This is a genomic window from Victivallis sp. Marseille-Q1083, from assembly GCF_903645315.1.
Classification (GTDB): domain Bacteria; phylum Verrucomicrobiota; class Lentisphaeria; order Victivallales; family Victivallaceae; genus UMGS1518.
This window is the reverse complement of the sequence record NZ_CAHJXL010000001.1, coordinates 279,548-292,368: the sequence shown is the minus strand read 5'-3', so window position 1 is coordinate 292,368 and position 12,821 is coordinate 279,548. Positions and strand designations below refer to the sequence as shown.

The 12,821-nt window shown below is 59.4% G+C and carries 8 protein-coding genes; 5 read left to right on the top strand and 3 right to left on the bottom strand.

Annotated elements, in window-relative coordinates; genetic code table 11:
* Positions 1-17 precede the first annotated feature (17 nt).
* Both HWX74_RS01070 and HWX74_RS01065 read right to left on the bottom strand, forming a co-directional pair.
* The gene (locus HWX74_RS01070) at positions 18-1,016 is read right to left on the bottom strand and encodes a serine hydrolase (protein ID WP_176011762.1); all 999 of its coding nucleotides are present in this window, start codon (positions 1,014-1,016) and stop codon (positions 18-20) included.
* Between the two features lie 2 nt (positions 1,017-1,018).
* Positions 1,019-2,185, bottom strand: a complete 1,167-nt coding sequence (locus tag HWX74_RS01065) for an AGE family epimerase/isomerase (protein WP_176011761.1) — start codon at positions 2,183-2,185, stop codon at positions 1,019-1,021.
* 175 nt (positions 2,186-2,360) lie between these two features.
* Here HWX74_RS01065 and HWX74_RS01060 point away from each other — a divergent pair, with 175 nt between their 5' ends.
* The gene (locus tag HWX74_RS01060) at positions 2,361-3,689 is read left to right on the top strand and encodes a DUF445 family protein (RefSeq protein ID WP_176011760.1); all 1,329 of its coding nucleotides are present in this window, start codon (positions 2,361-2,363) and stop codon (positions 3,687-3,689) included.
* Positions 3,690-3,974: 285 nt separating this feature from the next.
* Here HWX74_RS01060 and HWX74_RS01055 read toward each other — a convergent pair whose 3' ends face one another.
* Complete coding sequence (locus HWX74_RS01055; protein WP_176011759.1) at positions 3,975-5,120, bottom strand: N-acetylneuraminate synthase family protein; 1,146 nt, start codon at positions 5,118-5,120, stop codon at positions 3,975-3,977.
* Positions 5,121-5,434: 314 nt separating this feature from the next.
* Here HWX74_RS01055 and HWX74_RS01050 point away from each other — a divergent pair, with 314 nt between their 5' ends.
* From HWX74_RS01050 to HWX74_RS01035, 4 genes are all read left to right on the top strand, one after another.
* Positions 5,435-6,244 (top strand): GntR family transcriptional regulator, encoded by an 810-nt coding sequence (locus HWX74_RS01050; RefSeq protein ID WP_176011758.1) that lies wholly within the window; start codon positions 5,435-5,437, stop codon positions 6,242-6,244.
* Positions 6,245-6,356: 112 nt separating this feature from the next.
* On the top strand, positions 6,357-7,079 hold the full coding sequence (locus tag HWX74_RS20395; RefSeq protein WP_176011757.1) for a prepilin-type N-terminal cleavage/methylation domain-containing protein: 723 nt from the start codon (positions 6,357-6,359) through the stop codon (positions 7,077-7,079).
* A gap of 20 nt (positions 7,080-7,099) precedes the next feature.
* Entirely contained in the window at positions 7,100-9,856 is a 2,757-nt protein-coding gene (locus tag HWX74_RS01040) for a hypothetical protein (RefSeq protein ID WP_176011756.1), read from the top strand.
* 183 nt (positions 9,857-10,039) lie between these two features.
* Positions 10,040-12,802, top strand: coding sequence for a hypothetical protein (locus HWX74_RS01035; RefSeq protein WP_176011755.1), 2,763 nt, complete (start codon positions 10,040-10,042; stop codon positions 12,800-12,802).
* The last annotated feature ends 19 nt before the right edge of the window (positions 12,803-12,821 follow it).

The window sequence follows — 12,821 nt, the reverse complement described above, 5'->3', positions numbered from 1 at the left end:
TTTCAACCAGAAAAATTTCAAATCTCCTGCAGCGCCAATTCCGCCAGTTTGACCCTGGCCGGCAATACGGTTTCCGGCTTGCCGATCCGGCTGGTCATCACCAGGATATAGCGTCGCGTCGCCGGGTCGACCCACAGCGTCTGTCCGGTCCAGCCGGAGTGGTAGACCGTCCTGTCGCTCAGCCCCGCCGGCACCAGCCCGGCGCCGATGCGCCAGCCGAACGTGCGCGGCTGCTGACCGTCCGGCGTTTGCCGGCGGAACAATTCCCGACGTGCCGCCGGCGGCAGCGCTTCGGAATCTTTCAGCAAAAACCGGGCGAATCTGCCCAGGTCGGTCGCCGTCGAAAACAAGCCGGAATTGCCGACTGGCCCGGTGCTCTGGCGGCCGATTTCGTCCGAAACGATGCCGGGCCGTTCAACATTGACCGCTTTGACCAGCCGGCGGCCGTCGTCGGGACGCGACCCCCAGGTCGTTTCGGTCATTCCCAGCGGACGTAGCAGCAGTTTGGCGGCCAGTTGATCGAGTCTTCGGCCGGTGATTTCTTCCAGCACTTTGGCGAGAAGAAGAAAATTGGTACAGGCGTATTCGACCCGGCTGCGGGGAGGGCGCACCGGCGACAGCGCCAGGATGCCGCGGTGCAGGGCCGCGTTGTCGGCGGCGGCGAGAAAGGAACGGTTGTTGTCGAAGCCGGACTGATGCAGCGCCAGATCGCGCACGGTAACCGGTTGAAACAGCCGGCCGCGGTATGTCGGCAGATAATCGGTAAACGGCCGGTCGAGTTCCAGGCGTCCGGCGGCGGCCAGCATCACCGCCGGCACGGCGACGGCGACGACCTTGGTCAAACTGGCGATGTCGAAGATGGCGTCCGGCCGCATTGGCCGGTTCGCCGTCCGCCAGGCATCGCCGGCGGCGATCCGGCCCGTTTCCCGCTCCGCATTGCCGGTTGCCGCCAGGGCGCCGTCCCACCAGCCGGCGTCGACACCCCGCCTGATGAAGTCGGCCGCCGCGGAAGACATGGTTATTTCTGCAGCAGTTGCAGTTGGCGTTTGCAGATCAGCAGGCAGCGGGGAACGTGGAAGAAGGTTTTCCATTTGCCACCTTTGAGCAGGTGAGTCGGCTCACCGCGGCGGTTCAGATAGCCGAACCATTCGCCGTATTCCGGGTCCGGAAAATGCGCCCAGGTCCATTCGTCGATCTGCTGGAAGTAGTCGAGGAATTTCCGGTCGCCGGAGAGCCGGTAGGCGAACAGGGCGGCGATCAACGCTTCATTGTGCGGCCACCACAGCTTCATGTCGTGCTGCAGTTCCAGATGCGGTTTGCCGAGCGCGTCCATGAAATAGAAGATGCCGCCGTAAGTTTTGTCGATGCCGAATTTGAATTGGCCATCGATGTATCGGCAGGCCCGCTCGATCAACTTCCGGTCGCCCTGCTTTTCGGCATATTGCAGCACGAACCACATCGATTCCAGCCCGTGGCCCGGATTGATGAAGCGCCCTTCGCAGGAGTCAAGGTCGAAGCTGCCGTCCGGGTTGACATTTTCGAAGAGCACCTGCAGATCTTCGTTCCAGAATTTGTCCATCACGGTCCGGACCGCCAGGTCGGTTTCCTGGTCGAAGGTGGTGGTTTTCAGACATTCGCTCATCACGCAGCCGAGGTTGGCCAGGATCATGTAGCTGCCGAGCGCCAGCCGCTGGCCTTTGCCGGGCAGCGCCTTTTCCCATTTGCCTTTCGGATTGGGAATGCGCCGGATGTAGCTGTTCATCGCCGATTCGGCTTCGATTTTGTATTTTTCCTCTCCGGTCGCCTGGTACATCGCGGCGGCGCCCATCGCCGCGAAGCAGTCCGAGAAAATGCTGAACGGCGCCATCGCCGGTTCGCCTTGCCGGTTGAGCTGGAAATAATAACTGCCGTCTGGCAGCCGGCCGTGCCGGTAGAGAAAATCATACCCCTGGCGGGCGATGTCCAGCCACTTTTCCACTTTGTATTCCATATAGAGCGTGGCGAACATATAGACGATGCGCCACTGCATCCACATGTATTTGCCGGTATCGTAAACCGAACCGTCGCGATCCAGCATCGTGAAATAACCGCCGTACTGATGGTCGACGCAATGGTTCTCCCAGAACGGGATCACCGAGTTGAGCAATTCATTTTCGAAACGTTTCAAAGTGTTGTTGAAATCCATATTCTTTTGTTGCCTTCCATTCGAATTTTGCCGATATCGTTTGAGAAAATTTAAAGGGACAAAAAACAATACTTGATGAAAGCGGATTTGTCAAATTTGACTTCTGGTCTTTCGGCCAGTAAAGTGATGCCGGATCAATATCAGCGTGTTTCAGATTTTTTTCGGGAAAAAACAGATGGACGAAAAGCAGACGGTTGGGAAACAAATTGGCGATTGGGGCCGCCGCTGGCAGTTGCTGTGGTCGGAGGCGCCGTTGGAAAAGCGTTTTTTCGCGGCGGCGGAATTGTTCTGTTTCCCGGTCAGTCTATTGACGGTTTTCGGCTTTCTGCCGCTGCAGATTCTTTGTTCGCATCTGCGGCTGCCGCTGCCGCCGGTATGGAGCGGCGCCGTGCTGCCGGTGCTGCTGTCCGCCGCCATCGGTTATCTGACCAACTATATTGCCATTGAAATGCTGTTCAAGCCCTACGAGCGCAACAAGCTGCATCCTTTTTCGCTGCTGACCGGCACCTATTGGCAGCAGGGGCTGGTGCCGCGCAACAAACACGCCGTCGGCGTCGAACTGGGCAAACAGATGGAGCAATTGCTCGATCCGCAGCAAATTTCCACCGATTTGTGCAATATGGCGGTCGGATTTGTCCAGGACGAGCGCATCGTCACTGCCTTGTGCGGCCAGTTGCAGACGTTGCTGCGCCATCACGAGGACAGCATCATCGCTTTTCTGCAGCCGCGGCTGGAACGCTCGTTGACCGAAATTCTCGATCAGTTGATCACGACCGAACAGTTGAAACGGGTCTGGCTGGCCGACCTGGCGCCGATATTGACCGCGCCGGAGAATCGCCGGGCGGTGTGCGACAGCCTTATTGGGGCGCTGGACCGCAAAACGCCGCAGTTGATCAATTTATTCAAAACGATGGTCCGTGAGAGCGCCCAGGAGTTTTTGAAGCAGCACATTCCGTTCGGTCTGGGATCGGAATCCCTGGCTGACGGCTTGGTCGGCAATATCGATTGGGACGCGGTGGAAGACCGGCTGAAGCAGAAACTGCAGGAGGAGGAGTCGCGGCGGATGATCGATGCCGAACTGCTTGCCGCCGCCGAACGGTTGAAAAGTTGGCTGGATGCGCCGGAAGCGGCGGAGAAGATGGCCGCCTGGACTGCCACGCTGAAGACGAAACTCAATTTTTTCCTGCACGATTATCTGCAGGCGGCGCTGCCGGGCATCACCGACAACGTCATCTGCTCGGAGGCGTTGTGGAAATGGATTCAGACGGAATTGCTGCCGAATTTCGTTCCGCAGCTCGAACGGCTGATCCGGACCCGGGCCGCGGCGGAAATCCACCGGAAATTGCTGTTGGCCGACCGCATATCCCGGGCGGTCGATGCGCAGGATGTCCGTTCTTTTCACCGGATGGTCAATTCGATTGCCGCCGGGCACCTCGGGGCGATCCAGGTGCTCGGCTATGTGCTCGGCGCGCTGATCGGCGCGGCGCAGTTGCTGGTACGCTGAATGTCATTGATTTTTGAATCAAAACACCTCCCGTCCCAGGCGGACACCGCCGGTCGCCCCCTGTCGAATATGTGAAGCAAAGCCCGCGAAGCGCCGGTCTGGCCGGATTTCAGCGGCGAGCCGAAAGCGCGAAGCCGCAGGCGGGAGTGCCGTCGTTCTTGGTTTCGAGCGGCTCTGTAAAGCCCCGTGGCCGGGCCAGGCCGGTTCCGGAATGTCCGGAACCGGAGGGTCCCCGCGGTTGAAACGGCTCTGCATTTCCGCCCGGAAAACGGCGCGGCTGAAAGATCAGACTCCGACCACCCGGTTGAAATCGGCTACCGGGTAGTTGTCGGTTTCCGGAAATTTGTAGTCCGGCTCCGGGAAATCGCTGAAATGATTGAGGCTCAACAGTGTATTGCGGCCGATCGGCGCTTTGGCGCGGGCGCCGAGCAGCAGCCGGGCCTGCCAGGGATGCAGGCCGCCGAAATCGCCGGGCCGTTTGGCGATGATGTCGTCGCGGTCGATGCGCTTGCCGGCCGGAATGTCGCGGGCCGCCACCAGCACTTTGTTGCGCGAACGCTGCGGCGCGGTGCCGTCGCTTCTGACCGGTTTCTGGTTCTGGCCGCTGCCGAGCGCCATTTCGACGGCCCGGACCCGCTGCACCATCGTTTTCAGCTCGTCGATTTTAACGGCGATGATCCGGTCCGATTCGACCTGCTCGTCGATTTTGATGTGTTTGGAGATCAGCGCCGGCTGTAATGCCGCCACCGCGTAAATCAGATAATCGCTGGTCGTGTGCTCAACACAGCCGGCCAGCACGCCGAGGCCGCCGAACGCCTGTTCATAGGTTTGCATCACCTTCAGGTTGGCGGTTGCGTAACCGAATTCCTGTTCGCCGGTCTCCTGGGTCGAATGCAGGATGATGATATCCCTGGCACCGTGGTCCAGGAGGGTTCTGACGGCGCCTTCGACTTCGGAAAGCGACTGGTCGATGTCGTGCATGGTGATCGGAATGCCCAGTCCGGCGGCCTCTTCCAGCAGCAGGAGGTTGTTGACGTCGTCGGAATTCAGATTGATCATTTTAACGCCGATTTCGCCGCACAAGCGGATGCTGTGCCGGTCCAGCGGCGTCGGATAGACGATCAGGCCGAGCGATTCGCCGTAGGCGAGCAGTTCTTTCCACTGCTTGGGGGTGAAACTCTGGTCGTGCCATTCCCGGAAGTAGTCCCGCTGGCCGGGAGGATTGCGATAGTAGAACTCCTCGACGTCGGTCATGAAAATATCGACGCCGTCGCAGCCGGCTTCCGCTGCGGCATGGATCAGCCGTCTGGCGTTTTCGAAACTGCCGCCGTGGGCGACGCCGATCTCACCGGTCAGAAAAATCGGTTCACCCGGTCCAATGAGGCGATTGCCGACCTGAATTTTTTTCCCGGTTCCCTTCGTTGTAGGCATCTTCTGGTTTTGTCCTTTGGTTGAAGTTGTGTTTTGCTTTGAAATTTGGGCAGCAAATGGCCTGCTGAATTGTTCTGTCCTTAAAGTATAGTATATTTTGGCAAAATTGTCAACAATTTATTGAAAATAATCTTAATTTTTTATTTTTCTTGCGATTTTTAAACAAATATGAGGACGATTTACGATTTTTGATACCGAAGACGAGCTTGTTTTGAAAAATTTTGCATTTTTTTTGTATTTTTCTCATGAAAAGTGTTGACAATTTTTGAAAAATATCCTATACTTTAAGAAAGAAACCATTAACTGGAGCAGCCATGAGAACAACTGTCATGCCGAAAGAAACCGTCCCGGCGGCGGCAGCGGAAGAACGTCAACCCGCCGGATTGCGGGTTTTGCATACTTTGATCGAGAAATTCGAACGCGGCGAATTTCAGAGCGGCCAGCCGATCAAAGAGTCGGTGCTGGCCAAGAACGGCGACTGGAGCCGCAATGCGGTGCGCGAGGCGCTGAACCAGTTGGTCGGTTGGGATATTCTGGAATATACGCCTTACTGCGGTTACCGGGTCCGGGCGTTCACCCTGCAGGATCTGCTGGAGTGGTATGAGTTGCGGGAGGCCATCGAGCCGATTGCCGCCCGGCGGGTCGCCCGGCTGCGGCCTCGCTCGGTGCTCGATTACCTCAAACGGCAGCTGGAGGTCATGGAGGCGTTTGACAGCCATCATGATCTCAAGAAATACAGCAAGGCCGACCTCGATTTCCATTTGCATATCGTCGCCAATTGCGGCAACCGGCAGTTTGCCCAGAAGCAGATGCAGGCGAAGGTGATCGCGCTCTTTTTCGTCAACAGCTATGCCGATTTCAAGTATTTCATCCATTCGGATACGCTGGAGCAGTTCGATCACCGGCCGAGCCATGAGGAGTTCGACAGCCTGAACCGCAAACTGACCATCGACGCGCATGCCCAGATCCTTGAGGCGCTCTGCCGCGGCGATGCGGAAAAAGCGGAACGCGCCTGCCGGGAGCATCTGGCCAGCCTGGTCCGGGATCTCGAGAATTTCATTCTCTATTATCCGGGGCTCGACAAGGGAGACCCGTCGATTTTAAAGCAGTCCGTATCGTTTTAATCAATCATATTTCGGCGATCGAGGGCCGGGCAATGACCTTGACCTGATCAATCAAAGTGATTCCTGTCCCGTCGGCGCCGGAGAACGAAACCAAAACTCAGGAGATGAAGAAATGAACCATCCGCAAAAGAAATTCACACTTATTGAACTGCTGGTTGTAATCGCGATCATTGCTATCCTTGCTTCGATGCTGTTGCCGGCTTTGACCAAAGCCAAACAGAAAGCAACGGCGATCAGTTGCATTTCCAACCAGAAACAGACCGCTTTGATGATGACAATGTATCAGAACGACAACAAGAACATGCAGGCGATTCAGTCCTGGCGGACCACGCCGGACGGCGACCAGTTGGTGACCTGGGCCGACTACCTGACTTACGCCGGCTATCTGCCGAAAGACCCGCCGGCGTCGATCGGCTGCCCGGACGATCCGATTGCCCCGACCCGCGACGCGTCGAAATATGAGAGCAAGGGTGCCCGCGAGATTACCTATGGCGTGGTTTCCTATTGGACGCTGCCGGCGGCCTACCGCACCAATGCGGTCGACAATGTCCGGACGCTGCTGGTCGGCAAGATTGATAATCCCTCCAGTTTTCCGTTGTTGATGGACAGTTACAAAATTGCGTTCGAAAGCCAGTTTTATCTTTGTGAAATGTCCGCTTCCGCCAACAATCACGCCTACGCCCGGCACAACGGCCGCATCAATACGGCGTTTGTCGACGGCCATGCCGAAGCGGTTGATCCGCTGGAACTCAAGGATCGCTGCAACAATGCCGGTTTCGACATGAGCAGCTTTTTCTGCTTCAAGAGCGATGTGACCGCGCCGACCGAATTCTAACCACCGAACGGAGCGATCGAATGAGACGAGGCGGAAAACTGTGGTGTTCCCTGATGAGTCTCGGTTTGTCCGGCGGCCTGTTGGCCGCCGGGTTGACCGATGCGCAGTGGGAACAGAAGAAACTTGAGGCACTGAACCGGCCGCGGAAGATCATCGTCGACAACGACGGCTGTGACGCGACCAATTTCCCGAAGGCCAAAGCGCCGACGATTGAAAATTTTTATGCGGAGATGCTGAACAAAACCCTCGGTTGCCAGATCGACACCTTGACTTATTGTCCGATGGCGGTCGGCTTCATGCTCAGCACCCGCACCAAAGTATTCGAAACCCACCGCAACCCGCAGTCCAGCGCCGACCATATCGTCAATATCACGCCGATATTGATCGATGAATACGATACCGATCCGCTGGAGCTGGCGGTGGCGTTCTGTCAAAAGCACCACTTCGAACTGTTCGTCAGCATGCGGGTCAACGATGTGCACGACGCCTGGTATCCGCAATGGCTGCCGCAGTTCAAAAAAGATCATCCGGAACTGCTGTGCGGTACGGAGGACAATCCGCCGACTGCCGCGCCGTGGTCGAGTTACGACTTCGCCCAGGAACCGGTGCGCGCCAAGTTCGTCGAAATCATCGAGGAACTGGCTGCCAACTATGCGGTCGACGGCGTCGAACTGGATTTTGCCCGATTCCCGAATTTCTTCCGCAGCTCGGCCTGGGGAAAACCGGTTTCGGCGGAAGAGATGGAGCTTTTCACCGACATGATCCGGCAGATCCGGCGGCGGACCGAGGAAATCGGCCGGGCCGATAATCGGCCGATTCTGCTGGCGTTCCGTCTGCCGGATACGGTTGCCGGCTGCCGGTTGCTGGGCCTGGATGTTGAGCGATGGATGAAAGAAGGCTTGTTCGATCTTTATTTCGCCGGCGGCGACCTCGGCCACGCCGAACCGTGGGAGAATACGGCGGAACTCTGCCGGAAATATGCGGTGAAATTTTACCCGTCGATCGACAGCAGTTGGATCAAGCCGCTCGATCCGCAATTCGAGCGCAACAGTTTTGCCGGCATCGACGGCCAGACGGCGGCGGCCTGGTCGGCCGGGGCCGACGGCATCTACTATTTTAATTTCTTCTATCAATCGGCTTATTTTCCGAGCTTTGCCCGCAACCCGGAGGATCTGGTCTGCCGCAACAAGAATTATTTCGTTTCCGCCCAGACCACCGATTTCTTCGGTATCGGCGCGTTGGCGGAATGCCTGAAACTGCCGCAATTGAGTCCGACTCAGGCGATCATGCTGCCGGCCGGCATTCCGCGGCGTTTTCAAATGGAACTCGGCAAGGAGGATCCGGCCGGGATGCGTGCCGCCAATTTGAAGTTGTTGACTTCTCTGGGAGGGGTGGACCTGGACGTGACCTTCAACGGGGCGCCGCTGGAGCTGGCCGGCCGGGACGGACGGTTGCTCACCTACCGGGTGGAGCCGCAATGCCTGAAAACCGGCTTGAACGATATTGCCGTGCTGTCGCGGGAAGCGGTGACGCCGGAAGTGACGGTCCTGACCGGCGGCGAGTTGCTGCAGGGCGGGAATCAACCGCCGTGGCGGCGGCTTTTCCACGGCAACGGCCGTCCCGGTGCGGAAGAGATTGTCGACGGTGCTTATCAGTTGACCGATCCGGACGGTGCGGGGGTGACTAATTTCCTCTATCCGTTGATCGGCCTGGAAGGCGGCCGGGTGAAGGTGAGTGTTGAAGCGAGGACCGCCCCCGGCAATCAGCCGGAAACGTCGGTGTTGCGCCTGGGGAACGGCAAGGTGGCGGAAATCATCAGCCTGGAACCGCAGCAGCTCCGGCTGGTCGGCCGGGGAACGGTCATTCCGTTCGACACCGCCGGCGCGTTTCACCGCTATGAGGCGGAGCTGGACGGTACGGTTCTGACCCTCCGGGCCGACGGCCGCGAATTGTTCCGGGAAGAATTGACGCTGCGTGGCGACGATGCGGCGATCCGGCTGCCGGAGAGCAAATATCAGTTGCCGGAGATGCAGACTGCCAGCCTGTTGATCGGTTCGGTGAACCGGGATGGCAGCGGCCGGTCGTGGTGGAGGAATCTGCAGTTGGCGATGCCGGTGAAGCTGGTCGATATGATGCTCAGCGTCGAATATCCGCCGACCCCGGCGAAACCGCTGGCGGCGGCGAATCGGGCCGGTTTCGATTGGGATCTGGCCGCCGATTTCAGTGCCGGTGCGGCGCCGGCGGCAGCCGGACTGACCCACAACTATAATCCGGCCCGCTTGTCGCCGGCGGCCGACGGTACGGCGACGCGGCTGGATCACAACGATAAGAATCAATATCAGACCTTCACTTTCAAGCCGGCCTGGACGGCGGCACAGCAAGCGGAAGTGCTTCTGGTCGAGTGGAAACTGCGCATCCCGCCGCAGCAGGAAGCCGAATTTCCGGCTCGTTTCCAGATGATTCTGCGCCCGCCGGTGTCCGGTGCCGACGGCCTGCAATATGAATGCGTCTTTCGGTTCGAAGCGGATAAACTCCGCCAGCCGTGGGGTGTCTGCGAGTTTCCCGCCGGCTGGCTGGAGGAATTCCACACCTTCCGGGCCGCCGTCGATCCGGCCACCGGCAATGCGGCGTTGTGGATGGACGGGGAACCGCTCGCCGTCGGCATGGCCGGCCGGGTGGAGCATGCCGCCGGCGTCCTCTGGGGGGATATCTCCGAAACGGTTGACGGCGTCGCCGAACTGGCGGAGGTGAAAGTGGTTCGGGTACCGGGGCAATAAGAACAATCGGTAACTGTTATACTATTATTTCTTGATCAAAAACCGGCGGTCTGCGGCCGGTTCGCTTGGGGGGAGGTCGCCGGAATGCCGGCGGTTCCCCGCTCCGGGCGTTGCGCCGGCCGCAACTGACCGATGATTTCGCCCGGCGAGCGAAAGATGGCAATACTGGATGGGAAACGCAAAATGATGTGGCGAAAATTACTGCTGGCCGGGAGTTGTCTCCTGGCGAACTGGAACGGCTTTGCCGTCGGACCGGCCGAGGCGCAATGGGAACAGATGAAATTGGACGCGCTGAACCGGCCGCGGAAAATCATCGTCGACGACGACGGTTGCGACGCGACCAATTTTCCGGGCGGCAAGGCGCCGACCATTGAGAATTTCTATGCCGAAATGCTCGACAAGACCCTCGGCTGCCAGATCGATACGATTACCTATTGCCCGATGGCGGTCGGCTTCCTGCTGAGCACCCGGACGGAGGTGTTTGAAACCCATCGTGATTCGAGCTGGGGCGATATGGCCAACATCGTGCCGGTGCTGATCGACCGCTACGATACCGATCCATTGCAGTTGGCGGTGGAATTCTGCCGGAAGCACGGTTTCGAGCTGTTCGTCAACATGCGGATCAATGATATTCACGATGCCGGCCTGCCGCAATGGCGGCCGCAATTCAAGACCGCCCATCCGGAGCTGCTGTGCGGTTCGGCGGAAAATCCGCCGCCGCACGCCGCCTGGACCAGTTATGATTTCGCGCAGCAGCCGGTGCGTGACAAATTCATCGAAATTATCGCGGAGCTGGCCGGCAATTATGCCGTGGACGGGGTCGTGCTGGATTTTTACCGGGAACCGATGCTGTTCAAAAGCGCCGCCTGGGGCGAACCGGTCTCGGCGGAGGAACGGGCATTGTTCACCGGGATGATCCGGGAAATCCGCCGGCGGACCGAAGAGATCGGCCGGGCGGACAACCGGCCGATTCTGCTGGCATTCCGCCTGCCGGATTCGCTGGAGGTTTGCCGGTCGATGGGGCTGGAGGTGGAAGCGTGGATGAAGGAGGGCCTCTTCGACCTTTATTTCGCCGGCGGCGACCGGGCGCCGCACTGGCGGCCGTGGGCGGAGACCGCCGCATTGTGCCGGCAGTACGGTTTGAAATTCTATCCGTCGGTCGACCACAGTTGGATCCGGCCGCGTTACAGTGATTTTCTGCGCAATACCGCTGCGTCGATCGACGGTCAGACGGCGGCGGCCTGGGCCGGGGGCGCCGACGGTATTTTTTACTTCAATTTCTTTTATGAAACCCATTATTTCCCCGCTTTTGCCCGGCGGGCCGCCGATCTGCTCCGGCGCGATAAAAATTATTTTGCCGTCAATCAGCCGTGGGACCGGGTGTGGGGTCCCGGACTTGAGGCGGCCGGACAATTTCCGCTGCTCTGTCCGGGACATCCGGCGGAATTGCGCAGCGGTGAGACCCGGAGTTTCCGGCTCGAACTCGGCGAAGAGGCGCCGGAAGCCGCCGAAAGCATCCGGCTGAAATTGTTGACCAACCGGCACCGGGCGCCGCTGCAGGTCGCTTTCGACCGGCAGAGCCTGGAACCGGTTGCCGCCGACGGGTTGATCAACAGTTACGCCGTCCCGCCCGGTCTGCTGCGGCCCGGGATGCATGAGCTGAGCGTTACGGTTGGCGAGATGGCTCCGGCGCTGGTGACCGTGCTGGCCGGCGACGAATTGCTGCAGGGCGCCAATCAGGTGCCGTGGCGGCGGCTGTACAAAGGCAACGCCCGGCCGGGGGCTGAAACGATTCGCGACGGTGCCTACCGGCTGGTCGATGGCGATGAAAATGAAGTGGTCAATTTCCTTTATCCGCTGGCGGAAGGGGAGTGCAATCCGTTGCGGGTCGCCGTCGAATGCCGGGTGGAACCGGAGTCCGGCGCGGAGACGGCGGTGCTGCGGCTGGCCGACGGCCGGGTGGCGGAAATCATCAGTTTCGAACCGTCGCAAATTCGGCTGGTCGGGATCGGCAAAAGTGTTCCATTCGAGACGACCGACCGTTTTCACCGCTATGAAGCGGCGATTGAGGATGGAATCCTGACGGTCGAAGCCGACGGCGAACTGCTGTTCCGGGAAAAGCTGACCTTGCCGGGAGACGCTGCCGCCGTGCGGCTGCCGGAGAGTTTTTACCGGATCGCGGAAATGGACGTCAGAAGTATCCTGATCGGTTCGTTGAATCGCGCCGGCACCGGGGCCGCCGCCTGGAAAAATGTGCAGCTTGTCCAGTCCTTCCGCCTGGAGGATCTGATGCTGGAAATCAAATATCCGGTCGAACCGCCGCCGCAATTGGCCTCCCTGGCCGGATGGGACGGCAATTGGCAGTTCGAGGCCGATTTCAAGGCCGGCCGGCTGCCGGCCCGTGAACAGTTGCGGCATGATTACCGGCCGGAACGCCTTACGCCGACTGCCGACGGCAGCGGTCTCCGGCTGGACCACAATGACCCGGAACGGCCGTTCCAGACGTTTTCGCTGGAGGAGGCGGTCTGGAAGAGCGGGGCGGCTGGAATCGTTGTTGCGGAGTGGCGTTTGCGGATTCCGGCCCAGGACCCGGAACAGTTTCCGGCGCGCTTCCAGATGATCTTGAGGCCGCCGGTGCCGGGCGGCGGCGCCAGAAGTTATGAAGGTGTTTTCCGTTTCGAGGAGAATCGCCTGCTGCATCCCTGGGGCGTTTATGAATTTGGCCCGGAAATGCTGCGGGATTATCATACCTTCCGGGCGGCGGTCGATCCGGCTTCGGGCGAGGGGGCGCTGTGGATCGACGGCGGAATCATTGCCGCCGGCCGGCTGTTGGCGGCCGCCAACCGGCCCGGCTGCCTGTGGGGGGATATTTCAAGTTCCGTCGACGGGGTTGCCGAATTGTCGGCGGTCAAATTCGCCTGGCTGCCGTCGGCGGATGACCGCTGAGCCAAGCGGTTTGACATAC